This window comes from Superficieibacter sp. 1612_C1 (assembly GCF_015234305.1).
GTDB lineage: Bacteria > Pseudomonadota > Gammaproteobacteria > Enterobacterales > Enterobacteriaceae > Superficieibacter.
Map to the genome: position 1 here is coordinate 211813 of NZ_JADGMI010000005.1, position 17257 is coordinate 229069.

16 protein-coding genes and 1 pseudogene are annotated in these 17257 nt (G+C 56.3%); 1 reads left to right on the top strand and 16 read right to left on the bottom strand.

Annotation, left to right across the window (positions count from 1 at the left end):
- Positions 1-8: 8 nt before the first annotated feature.
- The 8 genes from INT84_RS17770 to INT84_RS24245 all read right to left on the bottom strand — a co-directional run bounded on the left by INT84_RS17770 (position 9) and on the right by INT84_RS24245 (position 7646).
- On the bottom strand, positions 9-779 hold the full coding sequence (locus INT84_RS17770) for a glucose-6-phosphate isomerase family protein (protein ID WP_176918356.1): 771 nt from the start codon (positions 777-779) through the stop codon (positions 9-11).
- The gene (locus tag INT84_RS17775) at positions 772-1335 is read right to left on the bottom strand and encodes a glucose-6-phosphate isomerase family protein (protein ID WP_194207862.1); all 564 of its coding nucleotides are present in this window, start codon (positions 1333-1335) and stop codon (positions 772-774) included. The genes INT84_RS17770 and INT84_RS17775 overlap by 8 nt, the downstream gene beginning before the upstream one ends.
- A gap of 156 nt (positions 1336-1491) precedes the next feature.
- Positions 1492-2442, bottom strand: a complete 951-nt coding sequence (gene ispH, locus INT84_RS17780) for a 4-hydroxy-3-methylbut-2-enyl diphosphate reductase (RefSeq protein WP_194207863.1) — start codon at positions 2440-2442, stop codon at positions 1492-1494.
- Between the two features lies 1 nt (position 2443).
- On the bottom strand, positions 2444-2893 hold the full coding sequence (gene fkpB, locus INT84_RS17785; RefSeq protein WP_176918359.1) for an FKBP-type peptidyl-prolyl cis-trans isomerase: 450 nt from the start codon (positions 2891-2893) through the stop codon (positions 2444-2446).
- Between the two features lie 286 nt (positions 2894-3179).
- Positions 3180-3680 (bottom strand): signal peptidase II, encoded by a 501-nt coding sequence (gene lspA, locus INT84_RS17790; protein ID WP_194207864.1) that lies wholly within the window; start codon positions 3678-3680, stop codon positions 3180-3182.
- Positions 3680-6496 (bottom strand): isoleucine--tRNA ligase, encoded by a 2817-nt coding sequence (gene ileS, locus INT84_RS17795; RefSeq protein WP_194207865.1) that lies wholly within the window; start codon positions 6494-6496, stop codon positions 3680-3682. The genes lspA and ileS overlap by 1 nt, the downstream gene beginning before the upstream one ends.
- A 33-nt stretch (positions 6497-6529) precedes the next feature.
- Positions 6530-7468: a bifunctional riboflavin kinase/FAD synthetase gene (ribF, locus tag INT84_RS17800; protein ID WP_194207866.1), complete on the bottom strand. Its 939-nt coding sequence runs from the start codon at positions 7466-7468 to the stop codon at positions 6530-6532.
- Positions 7469-7475: 7 nt separating this feature from the next.
- The gene (locus INT84_RS24245) at positions 7476-7646 is read right to left on the bottom strand and encodes a hypothetical protein (RefSeq protein WP_370529683.1); all 171 of its coding nucleotides are present in this window, start codon (positions 7644-7646) and stop codon (positions 7476-7478) included.
- Between the two features lie 150 nt (positions 7647-7796).
- Here INT84_RS24245 and rpsT point away from each other — a divergent pair, with 150 nt between their 5' ends.
- Positions 7797-8060 carry a 30S ribosomal protein S20 gene (gene rpsT, locus INT84_RS17805; RefSeq protein ID WP_061497808.1) on the top strand — a complete coding sequence of 88 codons (264 nt, stop codon included), beginning with the start codon at positions 7797-7799 and terminating at the stop codon, positions 8058-8060.
- A 160-nt stretch (positions 8061-8220) separates the two neighbouring features.
- Here rpsT and INT84_RS17810 read toward each other — a convergent pair whose 3' ends face one another.
- From INT84_RS17810 to INT84_RS17845, 8 genes and pseudogenes are all read right to left on the bottom strand, one after another.
- Complete coding sequence (locus INT84_RS17810) at positions 8221-10380, bottom strand: glycosyl hydrolase family 18 protein (RefSeq protein WP_194207867.1); 2160 nt, start codon at positions 10378-10380, stop codon at positions 8221-8223.
- A gap of 187 nt (positions 10381-10567) precedes the next feature.
- Entirely contained in the window at positions 10568-10855 is a 288-nt protein-coding gene (locus INT84_RS17815) for a hypothetical protein (protein ID WP_194207868.1), read from the bottom strand.
- A gap of 113 nt (positions 10856-10968) precedes the next feature.
- Positions 10969-11826: a DsbA family protein gene (locus tag INT84_RS17820; protein ID WP_194207869.1), complete on the bottom strand. Its 858-nt coding sequence runs from the start codon at positions 11824-11826 to the stop codon at positions 10969-10971.
- Positions 11827-11869: 43 nt separating this feature from the next.
- Positions 11870-12565, bottom strand: coding sequence for a fimbria/pilus periplasmic chaperone (locus INT84_RS17825; protein ID WP_194207870.1), 696 nt, complete (start codon positions 12563-12565; stop codon positions 11870-11872).
- Positions 12558-13080: pseudogene (locus INT84_RS17830) on the bottom strand (fimbrial protein BcfF). Before INT84_RS17830 ends, INT84_RS17825 begins: the two are co-directional and overlap by 8 nt.
- Positions 13081-13089: 9 nt before the next feature.
- Positions 13090-13632, bottom strand: a complete 543-nt coding sequence (locus INT84_RS17835; RefSeq protein WP_194207871.1) for a fimbrial protein BcfE — start codon at positions 13630-13632, stop codon at positions 13090-13092.
- Positions 13633-14634 carry a fimbrial protein BcfD gene (locus INT84_RS17840; protein WP_194207872.1) on the bottom strand — a complete coding sequence of 334 codons (1002 nt, stop codon included), beginning with the start codon at positions 14632-14634 and terminating at the stop codon, positions 13633-13635. It lies immediately after the preceding gene.
- Positions 14635-17256: a fimbrial biogenesis usher protein gene (locus INT84_RS17845; protein ID WP_194208081.1), complete on the bottom strand. Its 2622-nt coding sequence runs from the start codon at positions 17254-17256 to the stop codon at positions 14635-14637.
- Position 17257 lies beyond the last annotated feature (1 nt).

Below are 17257 nucleotides of genomic sequence, written 5' to 3' on the forward strand. Positions count from 1 at the left end.
TTCATCGATCAGGGATGAAAATGGTGCCACAACGGTGCCGCTTTTTCCGGCTTAGAAATAAACTGAAAGCGCGCCGGGTCGGTAATAAATTGTTGATAGACAGGCTCGTCCGTAATGCCAAACTCGGTGTATTTGCGCGGCGTGATCACCTGTAGCCGGCCGGGTACATAGTGGGCGTTATGCTGCCAGATGATATTGTTATCCTGCACCAGCGGATACCATGCCAGCCCTTTATGCGCCCGCACCGCCTCATACTCAAATCCGTATTCGCGATCGCACCATGCGCCGAAGGTCAGCGCCTCATCCGGGCTGGCCGAAATTGTGGCATGCCCCCAGCCCGGCGGGACCAGCACTTTCTCCCCCGGCCCGGCAAGGACGGCAAAGCAGCGCCCCGGATCGTCTTCAACATACTCCTGCATATAGATGATGGCCTTACCCTGCCAGATTTCATACAGCTCCGGCGGCGACCAGCCGCTGTGCTGGCTGATACGGTGGATGTGGCCCTGGCTGCGAATCGGTTCATCGCCAAGTTGACCAGCCGCATAGGTGACCACGCCAAACAGCAGCATCCGTTTTTCCAGCTCCTGACGATCCTGTAGCCGGGCCACGTCCATCGCGATGGCATAGACCTGATCCGGCCCGTCACAGTCAGGATCGCGCAGCGAGGCGCGGATCTGATCGAGGGTGCGGATCTCCGGCATCGGCCCGGTAACGTCATTACCGTAACTGAATCCCAGCGGCTGAGCGTGGATCGACATATCCAGACCATAGTCAGTCATGGTTTATCTCCTTAACCCGAGCCTCTCCGCCTTCCTCCACTACACGCACCGAGAATCCCTGCGCCAGCGCGGCGTAATCGTGCCCTGCCGCGCTCGGCCAGACGGCCAGCGCGGAGAGAATATCGCTACCGGTATTGATCAGACGATGGGCGGTGAAGCCGGGGATGATATGCACCGATCCGGGAAAGACGTGCTCAAGGCGCGCCGCGCCCTGCTCATCCTGCAACAGCAATAACCCGGTTCCTCGCAAGCCACAATACACTTCGCCCTGCTCGCGCCGTGCATGGAAGTGCCCGCGCGTCATAAAGTATTCATCGCCGACTTTTCCGGGGTTCAGATGAGTCACGCCGGTATACAACGCGCCTTCTGTAGAAGCGGAATCCAGCATATCCACCTCATAAACAACTTCATGAGGCGGGTACGCCTGCCACGCTTGTTCATCGGCAAAGACGTTTGCCAGATTGCCAATACAGGTCGATTTGCGGATGAGTGGCCCGCCAGAGAACAGGCCGCTGGCCCACGCCACCTGCGGCGGCTGGATGATTGAAATATTCATATTTTTCTCCGGCCCAAGGAGAACAGCGGAGAAATGATAGCAGATTAATCGATTAACCTTGACGGGCGTCGTCCGGTTTTGCTGAAGCGATCACATTTACGGGGGAAAGTGCCGGACGGCGCTAAAACGGCGGCGTCCGGCTGAGTTACGGCAGAATTACTCTACTTCACGAACATCCACGCGCAGCTCTTTCGGGACTTCAAAGACGATATTCTCTTCGCGTCCTTCCAACGGGATGGCTTCGCCGCCGCCGAGTTCCTGCAAGCGGGCAATCACGTTCTGCACCAGAATATCCGGGGCAGATGCGCCTGCGGTGACGCCGACGCAGGCGGCGTCTTTCACCCACTCTTCCTGGATGTCGGTAGCATCATCAATCAGATAGGCGGCTTTGCCCATCCGTTGCGCCAGCTCTGCCAGGCGGTTGGAGTTGGAGGAGTTTTTCGAGCCGACGACCAGCACGACATCCGCCTGCTCCGCCAGCGAGCGTACCGCTTCCTGACGGTTGGTGGTGGCGTAGCAGATATCATCTTTACGCGGGCCAACGATTTTCGGGAAGCGTTCGCGCAGCGCGTCGATGACGTCGGAGGTATCATCCACCGAGAGCGTGGTTTGGGTCATAAACGACAGTTTGCCATCGTTTTTGACGTCCAGCGTGGCAACGTCTTCCGGCGATTCAACCAGATACATGCCCCCGGCCGGGTTGCTGTACTGGCCCATCGTCCCTTCTACTTCCGGATGCCCGGCGTGGCCGATGAGTATGGATTCTTCACCGCGACGGCTGGCGCGCGCGACTTCCATATGCACTTTGGTGACCAGCGGGCAGGTCGCGTCAAAGACGGTGAGATCGCGGCTTTTGGCTTCGTTACGCACCGCCTGTGAGACGCCATGCGCGGAGAAAATTAAAATAGCGCCGTCCGGCACTTCGCTGATTTGCTCAATGAAGATCGCGCCGCGCTCGCGCAGGCTGTCGACCACGTAGCGGTTATGCACCACTTCATGACGCACATAAATCGGCGCGCCGTAAATCACCAGCGCGTTCTCAACAATGCTGATAGCGCGGTCTACCCCGGCGCAGAAGCCACGCGGGTTGGCCAACAGGATCTGCATCTTATGCCTCCAGTACCGGATCGATTTCCAGTACTTCTATATCAAAATGGACGGTTTGCCCGGCCAGCGGATGGTTGAAATCGACGGTGATGGAGTCGCCGTTAATTTCGCGGATCACGCCCGGCATTTCGCTGCCATCCATCGCAGTGAAGAGCATTATTGCCCCGATCTCAGGTTCTCCCGCGTCCATAAACTCACGGCGCGAAAAGTACTGAATGAGATCCGGGCTGGGAATACCAAACGCCGCATCCGGCTCCAGGGAAAAAGCAGTTTTCTCCCCGGCCTTCAGGCCAAGCAGATGCTGCTCCAGCCCTTCGGAGAGCGAGGCATCGCCGAGGCGAAACAGCGCAGGCTTGCCGTTGTTGCGGGTTGACTCCGCGGTAGAGCCATCTTCCAGCTTCAGCGTGAAATGCACCAGCACCGCGCTGTTGCTCTGTACAGATTTAGACATGCAGATTGCTCACTTGTTTTAGCCGGTGACGCAGGGCGATCCGGACATATAAGGTGCCGATAGTACCGGGTGCCCCGCAGCAGGCCAGGCAGTACCGCGTGCCCGGTGGCGCTGCGCTTACCGGGCCTACAAAAGACCGGATAAACGCAGCATCGCCAGTCATAAAATTCACCGTGCCACAGGCATTACATCCACGACACTGTAGGCCGGGTAAGCGCAGCGCCACCCGGCATTACATCCACGATACCACAGGCCGGGTAAGCACAGCGCCACCCGGGATTCACGGTTACGCGTGTTCTTTTGCGGCAGGCTTCGGCAAAAAGCCTTCCAGCACAATCAGCGCCGCGCCGATGCAGATAGCGCTGTCGGCGAGGTTGAAGGTCGCAAAATGCCAGTCGCCGACGTAAAAGTCGATCATATCGACCACGAAGCCATGCCATAAGCGGTCAAACAGATTACCCAGCGCACCACCAATAATCAGCGCGTAAGCAATGTTATTCAGCTTTTGCGTGGCTTTTGTCCGGTACATCATGACCGCCAGGATCACGCTGATACCTATTGCGATACCGGCAAAGAACCAGCGCTGCCAGCCGCCGCTATCCGCCAGAAAACTAAACGCCGCGCCATAGTTACGCGCATAATGCAGATTAAGCGACGGGAACAGAGACACCGTATCCCCCAGAGCAAAGTTCTGGAGGATCAGGTATTTACTGCCCAGATCGATAATCAGCACGACTACCACCAGCCACAGCCAGCGTAGCCCTGTTGAAAAGATCGGTTTACTCATCAGGCGAACTTACGTTTTTCGCCGTCACCGGCGACGTTGACTACACAGCGTCCGCAAATTTCTGCGTGTTCCGCCACCTTACCGACGTCCTGAGTGTAATGCCAGCAGCGCGGGCACTTCTCACCTTCGGCTTTACTCAGCGAGACTTTCAGCCCCTTGAGCAGCTCGCTCTGCTGGGCATCAGCAGGTGCGTTCGCATAATCTGCGACCTGCGCCCCGGAGGTCAACAGGACAAATCGTAATTCGTCACCCAGCGCCACCAGTTTAGCCGCCAGTTCAGGTTCCGCAAACAGCGTGACCGACGCTTCCAGCGAGCCGCCGACTTTCTTGTCGGCGCGCGCCTGTTCGATGACCTTGTTCACTTCGCCGCGTACTTTCAGCAGCTCGTCCCAGAAGGCATCGTTCATGGCTTCGGTTTCCGCGAGGCCGAACAGCCCCTCGTACCACTCGCCGGTAAAGACGTACTGTTCACGTTCGCCCGGCAGATAGCCCCAGATCTCATCCGCGGTGAAGGACATGATCGGTGCCATCCAGCGTACCAGCGCTTCCGCAATGTGGTACAGCGCGGTCTGGCAGCTACGACGCGCCACGCTGTCCGCTTTGGCGGTGTACTGGCGGTCTTTGATGATGTCGAGGTAGAACGAACCCATTTCAACGGAGCAGAAGCGCATCAGGCGCTGTACTACTTCGTGGAAATCGTAGCTTTCATAGGCTTTGAGGATCTCTTCCTGCGCGGCTTTCGCACAGCCGACGGCCCAGCGATCCAGCACCACCATCTCTTCCGCTTTCACCATGTCTTTCGCCGGATCGAAACCATTCAGGTTCGCCAGCAGGAAGCGCGCGGTGTTACGGATACGACGATAGCTGTCAGCAGCACGTTTGAGGATCTCATCAGAGACCGCCATCTCGCCGGTGTAGTCGGTAGATGCCACCCACAGACGCAGGATATCCGCGCCCAGCTTGTTCATTACGTCCTGCGGCGACACGGTGTTGCCGATGGATTTGGACATCTTGCGGCCCTGACCATCGACGGTAAAGCCGTGGGTCAGCACCTGGCGATACGGCGCTTTGCCTTTCATCGCCGTGGAGATCATCAGCGAGGACATAAACCAGCCGCGATGCTGGTCGGAACCTTCCAGATACATATCCGCCGCATGACCGGAAAATTCCGGGCGCACGTCAACCACTGAAGAGTGGGTAGACCCGGAATCGAACCACACGTCGAGGGTATCCGGCACTTTCACGTAGTTATCGGCGTCGTCGCCGAGAATATCGCGGCTGTCGAGATCCCACCATGCCTGGATACCGTCCACTTCAACGCGCTTCGCCACTTCTTCCATCAGTTCGAGGGTACGCGGGTGCAGCTCTTCGGTGTCTTTATGCACGAACAGCGACATCGGCACGCCCCAGGTACGCTGACGGGAGATGCACCAGTCAGGACGGTTGGCAACCATTGATTCGATACGCGCCTGGCCCCAGTCCGGGATCCACTGCACGCCTTTGATTTCAGAGAGCGACTGCGCGCGCAGACCTTTCTGATCCATGCTGACGAACCACTGCGGCGTGGCGCGGAAGATGATCGGCGTTTTGTGACGCCAGCAGCACGGATAGCTGTGCTGCATTTTTTCAACGTGCAGCAGCGCGCCTTTTTCACGCAGCAGTTCAACAATCAGGTCGTTCGCTTTAAAAACGTTAACGCCGTCCAGCCCCGGATACGTTCCCGGCAGATACGCGCCGTCCGGGCCAACCGGGTTGGCGATTTCCAGACCGTATTTCTGGCTGATAGTGTAGTCGTCAGGACCGTGGCCGCCTGCGGTATGCACCGCGCCGGTACCGGCATCCAGCGTGACGTGATCGCCGAGGATCGCCGGCACGTCGAAGCCCATAAACGGATGGGTAAAGCGCATCAGCTCCAGCTCGGAGCCTTTTACGGTGCCGAGGATGGTGTGATCCGCCACACCGATACGCTGCATTACGCTTGCGACGAGGTCTTTCGCCACAATCAGCGCTTGGCCGTCAATCTGCACCAGCGCGTATTCGAATTCAGGAGAGAGAGAAATCGCACGGTTCGCAGGCAGGGTCCACGGCGTCGTGGTCCAGATCACCAGTGAGATCGGACCGCTGACGCCCGGCAGGCCAAATTTCGCCTGAATGGCATCCTGATCGACGGCTTTAAAGGCAACGTCGATAGACGGAGAGGTTTTGTCGTAATACTCCACTTCCGCTTCCGCCAGCGCAGAGCGGCAATCTACACACCAGTGTACCGGCTTCGCGCCTTTGTGCAGGTGACCGTTGCCGATGATTTTGCCCAGCGCGCGGATGATGTTGGCTTCGGTTTTGAAGTCCATGGTCAGGTACGGATGCGACCAGTCGCCGAGCACGCCCAGACGGATAAAGTCTTTACGCTGGCCGTCAACCTGGGTGGCAGCGTATTCGCGGCACTTAGCGCGGAACTCGGCGGCGGTGAATTTCTCGCCCGGCTTGCCAAATTCCTGCTCCACTTTCAGCTCGATCGGCAGACCGTGGCAGTCCCAGCCCGGCACGTACGGCGAGTCATAACCGGAAAGCCCTTTGGACTTCACGATAATGTCTTTCAGAATCTTGTTAACCGAGTGACCTATATGAATGCTGCCATTCGCATAAGGAGGGCCATCATGCAGAATGAAGGTTTTTTTGCCCTTTTTGGCTGCACGGATGATGCCGTACAGGTCATCATCGGTCCAACGCGCCAGCATTCCCGGTTCGCGTTTGGCGAGATCGCCACGCATCGGGAACCCTGTTTCCGGCAAATTCAGGGTTGATTTAAAGTCACTCATCAGATTCTCGTTTCCGTATTTATCACTCAGGCGTTAAGCCGGGTTTGATAGCCCAAAAAACTCACGGGCGGTTAATTCATCTTTCGCAATTTGCGCTTTTAGCTCGTCCAGCGAGGCAAACCGCTGCTCGCTGCGTATCTTTTTACGCAGTATCACATCTATATGGCGACCGTAAAGGTCCATTACAACGTCCAGCAAATGCACTTCCAGTTGCTGACGCACACCCGCCACCGTCGGACGGGTGCCAATATTGGCGACGCCTAAAAAAGGCTGCCCACCGAGGCCCATCACCTCAACCGCGTAGACCCCTTTGACCGGGGAAACCTGGCGGCGCAGCGGCACGTTCGCCGTCGGAAAGCCGATGGTGCGTCCCAGTTCATCGCCGTGGACCACGCGCCCGGAGATAGTAAACGGGTGCCCGAGTAGGCTGGCGGCAAGATCAAGGTCGTCATTGGCCAGCGCCTGCCGTACGGCGGTACTGCTGATACGCACCCCGTCTTCGCAGAAGGTTTGCGTACTGGTTACGTCAAAGCCAAATTCCGCGCCAGCTCTCTGTAATAACAAGAAATCGCCCTGCCGACCAGCACCAAAGCGGAAATCGTCGCCCACGGCGAGAAACTGTACGCCGAGGCGGTCCACCAGCAGGTCGCTGATAAACGCCTGGGCAGTCAGGGCGGCAAAACGGCGGTCGAAGCGCAGACAGAGCACATAGTCAACGCCACACTCCGCCAGATAGCGCAGTTTTTCACGCAGCCGGGTCAGGCGGGCAGGCGCTTTGTCAGCGGCAAACAGTTCCAGCGGCTGCGGTTCAAAAATCATCACCACGACCGGGAGATCGCGCGCTTGCCCCTCGGCGCGTAGGTTTTTCAGCAGCGCCTGGTGTCCGCGATGCACGCCGTCGAAATTACCAATGGTTAGCACACACCCGCGCGGGGCCTGGCTGAGGTTATGTATGCCGCGTATCAGCTTCATCTCTGGCTCAAAACAGTGAAAATCGTCGGATTATACCTTGTACAGGGGTCGACGTTAACCCGCGATTGCATCGTAAAGCAGAAAGGACCAGGGATTTCATCAACCTTACCGCCGGATACAGGAAAATCTGTCGCCGCAGTGCGAATTTTATGGCGGAAAAGCTGTATTCACGCCGCACAAGCTGGTAGAATCCTGCGCCATCACTACGTAACGAGCGTCGCCATAATAACGGCGCTTATTTGCACAAATCCATTGACAAAAGAAGGCTAAGAGGGCATATTCCTCGGCCTTTGAATTGTCCATAAAGATCACATTTGGGAGTTGGACCTTGGCTAATATCAAATCAGCTAAGAAGCGCGCCGTTCAGTCTGAAAAGGCTCGCAAACACAACGCTAGCCGTCGCTCTATGATGCGTACTTTCATCAAGAAAGTTTACGCAGCTATCGAAGCTGGCGACAAAGCTGCTGCACAGAACGCATTTAACGAAATGCAACCGATCGTGGATCGTCAGGCCGCAAAAGGTCTGATCCACAAAAACAAAGCTGCGCGTCATAAAGCTAACCTGGCCGCTCAGATCAGCAAACTGGCTTAATCGCCTGCTTGTTGTCGCTTTGTGAAAAACCCGCTGAATGGCGGGTTTTTTTATGGGCGTAAAAGCGTCAGTTTGCGTATTTGCTGGTAGGGTAAACGATCGGCAAAAAGGCCCCGGATTTCTCCGGGGCCTTGTGCTATTTATGCCTTATTGTGAAAACTCAGTAAGCGCCCAGATCGGTCCAGACATCGCCCTGGCTGCAATGTTTATCCGGCTGCTCGCCACAGCACCACCATTTCACCTGGTAGTTATGGCCTTTCCAGCTGACAATTTCGAAAGAGCCCCAGGTCGCGCCGTAGACGGTAGTCGCATTCCACAACGGATGAGGTGTCTCTTCGTCTGCGGTCTCGTCTTCAGGCTGTGGTTCAACATCGTCCTGGTTGTCTGCTTCATCTTCTTCGCGCTCGTCTTCTTCCTCGTCAGGATCGACGCTGGAAGAGGCCGGTACGACGGTCAGCACAAAGCGCTGCTGCGTTGACGGCTCACCGTTAACATCGCGCACGAACAGCGTAAAGGTGAACTCGGTATCTACGGCGACCTTCGGCACGTTGAATTCAATAACTTCAGCCGTTTTATCGTCGACCTCGATATCCGCAGGTACGCCCCAGCTATATCGCAGCGCATCGTTGTCTTCATCGGACGATTTCGCGCCGGAGAGACGAATGCGGGAGCCACCAACCACCAGCAGCTCGATGGCCGCTTTAGGCGCGTGGTTTACCGTCGGAACGTCATCTTCTTTTTCGTCTTCAGACGGCTCCTGGTCCTTCTCATCCTCTTTTTCTTCGTCACCCTTGTCTTCTACGTTGATGCCTTCGAAGTAGAACGGCTCCATGTCGATGACTTCTTTGCTGATTTCATAGCCCAGACCTTCGCGCACCGCGTTAACCAGTACGCCGTTGTCCTGATCGACCGTCCAGGTAAATACGCCGCCCAGACCCAGGTTCGCTGCATACTCACCCTTCGCTTTAACCGTGCGCGGGGTGTCCAGGGATATAAACAGTTTGGACTGCGGGTTGTACAGGTAGTCCGCGTTCGCTTTCTGGTCGGTATAGACGTCGAAACCGTTACGCCCTTTCTGGTTTTCCAGGTCCAGGTAGTTGTAAATGATGTCGTACCATTCAGAAGTGCCGGATTCAAACGTACCGGTCGTTTTTTCGTACTCGCCGTTTGCCAGTTTCTTACCTGGGTTGTAAGTCCCTTCCAGCGGGGAGAAGCTGGTGATTTCCGTGTTGCGGCTGTTACGGGTATAACCCGCATAGCCAATGTTGATACGCTCAGCCGGGAAGCCTTCCGCCAGCAGATAATCAACGACCGTTTCAACCGACCAGCCGCCAGCAGTCAGCGCTTTCAGGTTGGTGTGATGGGTTAACGTTTCTGCCCACGGGGTGCCGAAGAAGTCGTAGGTCATCACGTTGATATAATCCATACCGGCGTTAATCATCGTTTTGAGATCGATAGACTGCAACTTTTGTACTACGGCGGAGGCGGCAATAGAAATTTTCACGTCGCTGCGGCCTGCCGCGTCCAGCTGTTTACGCACTTCAGCAATCAGCAGGGCAAAGTTTGCGCCATCTTCGGGACCGTACGGGTTGCCTGCCGCTTCATCGTTCGGGTATTCCCAGTCCAGATCCACGCCGCTGAACATCGGGAACTGTTTGAACAGTTTAACCAGCCCTTTGGCGAAGATCTTACGGGAAGCATCTTTAGACGCCATTTCATGGAAGCCGTTACTCATGGTCCAGCCGCCGATGCTCATGGACAGTTCGAGGTTGTGGCCCAGCTTTTTCGCTTTCGCCTGTAAATCGCGCAGGCCGCCGAGGAAACCTTTGGTGTTGGCCTGAGTCACCGTTTTCGGATCGACATCCCAGCCGCTAATGTTGAAACCGACGTTGGTATAGGTCTGGAAATCGCCCCACGGGTCGAGGAAGGTCGGCTCGTATTTCACTTTGCCGCACAGCGCCGCCGCTTCGGCCACTACGTCACGCGCCTGTCCGTCAATTTTATGGAAACCTACAATCCCGATAAAGCCAACGATGATTTTGTCATAGGCGGTCGGAGAGACATTCATCAAATCGTAGCCGCGACCGCGGTTAAGTTCGGAGTCATCACCCTGCAAACGAGAATCGTACTGCGACCAGTCGGTATAGTAGCCAAACACTTTCGGTTTCGTGGCGTTCGCTTTGTACTGGTTATAGACCGGCTTAGCGACACGTGCAGAGGTGTAGCTCAGTTTACTGTCGTCAATTGCCGGGTTGAAACCGTCAGCGGCATTACTGGTTTCCGTCAGTGTATCGCTTTGAATTAATTTACTTTTAGCCATGTTAATATCCTTTTAATGTGAATGGATTGCGGTTTATGTCCGTGGCAAATCATCCGTTAACAGACGATCGCGGGCTAATCACAAAGCAACACAAATTATCGCTGGCGCGTTTGATGGAAGAATGAGCGTCGTGCTGATAGTAATAAGGCAGCCGGATAGCTGCCTGAGGGGGATAACTTAACTATCGCTAGTCATAGATGATACGCAATAACGTCAGCTGCTTATCCTCATCAAGGAAGGTTTGTTCAACCGTGGCGTTAGGTGAGGTAATACTGGTGCTCAGGTTTTCAATAATGATATGACGCTCAATCGTATTTCTTTTCTGGCAGAGGATCATCGGCACACTGGATTCATGCCAGCAGCCGGACTCAATCACCGTGCCTTTAAAGTTAAGCTGTCCGTCGGCGCTGGCGTCATCCGCTAACGCGCACAGTGAAAAAAAGAGAACGCCTGACGTTAATAGCCTGATATTCATAATACGTGACACTCCTTTGTATCAGTCCGGTATCATTCATATCATCAATTCGCTGGTGACAGGATGATGCCTGCAACATTACGCCGGGAAGCCGCCCCGGCTTCCCCTGCCAGTTAGCCTTTCGCTTTCTGAATCGCCATCAGCAGCATATCCTGCGAGGTGCTGCCCGGAATGACGGTAATTTGTTTTATGTCCGCCTCTTTTGCCTGCGGCATCACCACAAACGCTGGCGTTCCGGTAAAGCCCATATGCTGCGCCAGCGCGCGGTTGACCATCAGAGCATCGTGTACCGGTCCGCTATCATGCATCTGTTTTACCGCCGCGATCTGCTCCGCCGTCAAATACCGCTCCGCGCTGGTCAGGATCTCCGGCTCCGTCAGATCGCCCTCCACTTTTCCGGTGGCATACAGCGCATTATGCCAGGCCAGATACGCTTCGCCGCCTTTATTCAGCCAGATCTGCTCGCCGATGCGCGCCGCCAGACCCGATGCGGGCCAGCGCGAGGCGAAGATCGGGAACTCTTTAAAGACAAAACGAACATCCGGGTTAGATTTGATGACCTGCTCAACTACCGGGGCCATTTTACTGCACCATGCGCACTGGTAATCAAAGAACATCACCACCGCCGCTTTGGCATTTTTAGGGCCAATGGAGGGGCTGTCCGTTGACAGGAGATCCGCCTGATACTGACGGGCAAGCTGCACGTAGGCCTGCTGTTGCGCAATTTGCTGGCGCTGATGCAAACTTTCGCTGGCGGCAATCAGAAACTCCGGGTGATCGGCCAGATAAGTCGCCACGGCTTCGCCCATTTTATCCGGATGGGCGGTTAAGTACGTTTCTGCGATTTGCCCAATTTGCGCCTGTTGCGCAGGCGTGAACGCGTCAGCGTCCGCGGCATTGACTGCTGGCACCGCGCCCGCCAGGGTCAGGAGGAGGGCCAGACGACTCATTTTTACTGCTTTACGGGACATAACACATTTCTCTTTTCATATCGTTGGAGGATGGAGTACACATTTATCGGCGCTCTCGCACGTCGGCGTTCAGCGGCGGCATTACCCGCCCGTAATCGTTGAGGGTTTGCCACTGGAGCTGACAGGCCGCAGTCCCTTTGCACCACGCCAGCGCCCGCGTACCAAAGGGCGCGGCCACCCCGGCGTTATCCACGGGCTTACCGTTGACGCGAACGTTAAAAAGGGTGACGTAGAACGGCGTGGGATTGTCTACCTCGACGCCATCCGTAGTACGCCGCCAGCGTAATTGACCATAAGCCTGCTGCGGATCGCCCTTCAGCCCGGCGGGACGATAAATCAGCTTCAGCGCCGAACGGATCGCCATTTGTACGCTGTCCGGCCCAGCCTTCCCGGACGGTATCGCGGCAACGCTCAGCGTAAACAGACTTTCCCGGTCCGGGGGGAGCGGCACGGCGGTACGGATCAGGCGGACTTTATTTTCCTGTCCGGCGGAGAGCGCAAACAGCGGCGGCGTGGCAATAAACGGCGCATCTGCAACGGTGCGCACCTGCGCCCCCGGCCAGCGTTGTGCAGAGAGAATTTTGGTATTGATCAGCCACGGCGCGGGCGAGTCGTTGCGGACAGGCACGTCCAGCGCCTGACGTCCCTCAGGGTAAATAAAGCGCGTGCCGCCTATGACCACGCCCGCGTTCGCCGTGACGCTGAGCATCAGCAGGATTAAAAACAGGAAATTACGCATACGTTAAGATAAATGTCGCTGAGGCGTTGGCCGTTCCGGCGGCTACCGTGCTGCCATCCGCCACATAACGCGCATAAAAGTTAAGATGCGCCGACTGCTGGCCCGGTATCAGCGGCTGTATCTGGCTATTTTCGCCGAGGGGGATAGGGCTTTTGTCTTTATTGTAGAGCGCAACGCCGACGCCCGACGCCCGACGCGTTACCGGCACCGGCGGTGAGCGCCAGCAGGTCCGGGTTCTGGCTATCTGCCGCGCCGCTAAAGCTGACCGTGACACCGCTGGCGGTGCTGCCGCAGTTTTCCAGATTGATGGTGAACGACTGCCAGTCGGCCCCTGCCCCGGCCTGATAGAACTGACGGTCCGATACGCTGCCCATGCCGACCGTAATCGTTTCCGAATCAGGCGACAGCGTGCAGGTGTTATCCGTAATGGAACCGGTGACGTAGACTCGCCCGGCGTGCGCCTGTGCACCCGTGGAAACGATTGTCGCCAGTACCAGAACCAGCAAATACTTCATGACCAATCCTTATTGATATTCGAGGTCAAAATACATCACCGCCGTGGCGTTACCGGACGTCACCTGCGGAAGGGTCGATTTGTAGCGGATATAGAAAGAGAGCGTATTTCTTCCCGCCTTCAGTGGATAAACCACCGAATCGGTATTATTGATGCTCACGGTGTCCTGATTCTCATCCAGAATCTCCACGCCCACGCCGGTGGCCATCATCGCTTCGTTGCCCATTCCGGTATCGGTCAGCGCCAGCAGCGACGGGTTATTGCTGTCGGCCTCGCCGGTAAACCAGACCTTCGTGCCGCTGATGCCACGCGAACAATTGAGCAGGTTAATGTTGAAGGGTTTAAATTTTGTCGTGGTGCCCACGGACTGAAATTCATCGATGGGAAACTGCCCTAAATCGATACTCTGACTCAGGCTGGAGAGATCGACATTACAGGTTTCCGCCTGAATGGTGCCGGTAAACTCAAGGTTATAGCTGTCGTCCGCGCGGACAGCGCCACCGCCAAGCAGAATGCACAGCACGCTTCCCTGTAGCCATTTCAACGTATTCATTTAATCGAAATCCACCCGTAAGCTGGCCAGCGAGGTAAAGGTCCCCTCCTCCGGCGTTTCGCCAGTGGTGCTGACCGGGTAAGCCTGGAGCATAATATTGGCTGCGCCGGTGTCATCGGTGGTAAAGGGAACGGCGCTGGCGATATCATTGGGCGTCAGGGCCGTTCCCTGATTATTGGTGACAACCACGCCGACATCCGGGTTGTCAGAGGCGATGGCCTGAGAAAAATGGGGATCGGGCGTCGCCTGAACGCGCATGCTCAGGTTGACCTGCGAAGTGGTGCCGCTGCATTTCACCGGCACGTTAAAGCTTCTTGTCCGCACGCCCCTGGGTTTTTCGCCCGCATGTTTAAAGCTGCCGCTATTCAGGGTGCCAAAATCGACAAGAATGGTTTGCCCGGCATTAATTTCACAGCTCTGTGGCACGGTAACGCTGCCGCTGTAGGTGATGTTGTAAACTACCTGCGATAGCGGATCGTCGTGGGTCGTGGTGACGTAAACGCTAAACATGTCTTTGGGTGGGATATTGACCGTCCCAATAAACGACTTAACGATTTTAATCTGGAACAGTAAATTGGAATCGCGAATGTAAAACGGCGTACCGGTGTTCACATTTTTGTCGTATTCCATATAGACGTAATCAACAGGCGGATAAATCGTGCCTGCCGCAGAATCCTGAATTTCCATCGCGCCTTCCAGGTAGTCAGGGTCCAGTTTTAAATATTGCCAGGGGCCATTGGTCTCAACCACGGTAAATGGCGTGGTATAGGAGCGAAAGGTTCGCCCGGTGGACGAGGTTCCCGCCGGACAGGTTGCCTGCACGTTCACTTCCTGGCTTTTCGCCAGTTGCACCGTCGCCCCCGGCTGATTCTGCGCGGCGGTCAGCGTGGTGCTTAAATCATAGTTAATCGCCGATGGTGTGCCGTTAACGTTTTGACAGACGGCGGCCAGGCAATGATTTGCCAGAAACAGAGCCGTGAACAATAAAATACGCGCGTTCATTTAATTGCATTCCACTTTTTGCCGCACCAGCGGTTGCTGTGTATTGGGGAGTTGATAATGCGCCACGCAGCGCTGATCGGGTCCATCGCCCCACTGGGCGGTCAGGGTGCCGTGTTCGCTTAAGCCAGACAGATAGGTTTCGCCATCTTCGCCTGCGATCGTTTCTCCCTGCATATCGCCACGCGTGATCGTCGTGCCGAAAGGCACCGGTTTTCCAAGGTGGAAAATGGTCAGCAGGGCGCGCTCGCCGACGTGCGCGTTAAATGTCGCCCGGACCAGCGCCCCTTCGGTAGGCACCACGTTGGTGACTGCATCATCGACATCCACATTGTCGGCCATAGAGTCGACATCCAGCGCCAGACGATTTTGCCGGTAGGTGGTGGCATACGGAACCACGGCATAGCCGCGCCAGTCGGTATGAATGCCCGGCTCCCCTTCGACCTTGACGTTACTCGCGCCGGGGGCCGCGATGAGAACATTGGTGTTGCCGAGCGGCTGGCTAAACGTAATCCCGTGCGCGTGCGCCACAATGCCGCCGTTCAGACCGTAGTTGACCTGCCGGTAGTCGCCGTTATTGCTGTCGTTGTAGCCCACATTGGCGTTGCCATAAGCCCCGTCATACTCAAGGCTGGCATTGCCGCTGGCACCCACGCCATGATTCTGGTATCCCTGCTGAATGCTGTAGCTCAGATTGTTGTCATCCAGCAGCGTGCCGCTAATCCCGGCGTTTTGCGTTACGTTATGGTGTTTATCGGTGCTGGCGCTGTAGGTCGCATAGACGTTGTGATGATGGCCCGCCACGTCGCCGCCCGGCTGTAGCCACTGGCTTAGCGGCAACGACAGGCTGAGCGCAAAGATTTGATCGCTCTCGTTCTCACCCGGCGCTTTGGTGTAGTTGTAGGTCAGGCTCCAGTTGATACTGTCCAGCGTGCCGCTATAGCCGATTTGCAGCAGGGAGTTGGTTTCATCGGTGTGCCAGTAGCTCTGCTTGCTGCCGGTAAAAAAGATCGACCCCATCTGACCCAGCGGCTGAGAAAGGTTGATCTGCACTTTGCCGCGTTTGGTGTAATAGAGGCTGTAGTAGTCCTGCCACTGCGGCTTGTCGTCGTCATCCGGCTGGCCGGTATAGCCCTCCATATGACGCCAGGCGGTTTCATCCAGCGTATAAAAACCGGACGTCGAGTAGCGATAGCCCATCAACTGAATATGGGTACCGATGTCTTCAAGCGATTTAGCGTACAGAAGTCTTACGGACTGGCCCTGATGCGTGCTGTCATCCGCCAGGGTGCTGCGCGCCTGGGTAATATCCGCCGAAATAGCGCCGAGATCGCCCATATTGACGCCGCTACCCAGCGCTGCGGCGGTGTAACGATCGGAAAACTGCGTTCCCCCATAGAGGGTAAATCCGTGCGGCAGCCCCCATAGCAGAGTAGCCTGGCCGAATTTCACATCCTCTTTCTGGCTGCTATCGCCCCGGTACTCAGCCGCCGTTACGGCATATTTCATGCGGCCTTCGCGCTGGAGTACCGGCACGGCGGAGTAAGGCACGACATAGCTGTGTAGCGTGCCGTCCGACTCTTTCACCTCTACCGTCAAATCGCCGCTGGAAGCGGTCGGATAGAGATCTTTAATGGTAAATGCGCCCGGCGGTACATAGCTTTGATAAATGGTGTAGCCGTTCTGTTTGATGGTGACCTGGGCATTACTGTTGGCAATGCCGTGAATGGTCGGGGCAAATCCTTTCATGCTGTCCGGCAACATATTATCGTCAGAGGCGATCTGTATTCCGCGGAAAGGCAGGCTGTCAAACACATCGGCAGGGGTATAGCTGTCGCCTGCCGTTAACTCGCCTTTAAGGGGAATAACATCGCGTTCAACATAGGTGCTGATGTGCTGCCAGTCGCTTTTTCTCTCTTCGCCGCCGCTGTTGTAGTTCCAGGTGGAATAGTCGCGTAGTCGCCACGCGCCGAAGTTCAGACCGCTGTTTACGCCGAGGAAATAATTGTTGCTGGTCGTGCTGCCTTCACTGTTATCGCGGCTGTTCGCGCCGGTGAAATCGTAGTTCAGCGTCAACGCATTGATGCCTTCGTCCCACTGCGCGGGCGGAATGTATCCTCTGGCACTATTTTTCATGGCCGCCTGCGGGATGCTGATATCCAGCCGCTGCCGGGCAAAATCGAAGCGCGAAGAGGCCGCCGGAATGGCAGCGCCAATATCAATACAGCTCTCCGGTGCGGCGGCGGCCAGCGCGGGAAACGCCGCCAGATTCACCCCCATTTGCGCCAGCGCGCCGGGCGTCAGGCAGGCGCTCAGACCGGTATCATCCCGTAGCGCCTGGACGGAGGCGGAAAGCACTGGCTTCGCCGTCGTAAAGCGAATATCCCGGCTGGCGAGGAAATTTTTATTCAGATAAACATCGACCCGGTAAGTACCGGGTGCCTGTTCATTGCCTTCGAAATGCGAAAGATCGGCCACCGCGGCCGGATCGTCCGAAAGGAAGGCCGGGTTAAAGTAATTCTCAGCCCGGCCTTTTGCGGGCGTCAGTAGGCTCGCCATCGCCAGTGCCAGCGGCGTCAGCCAGCACTGGACGCCGGGTTTTACGCTCTGCTTATTGCCTTTCATC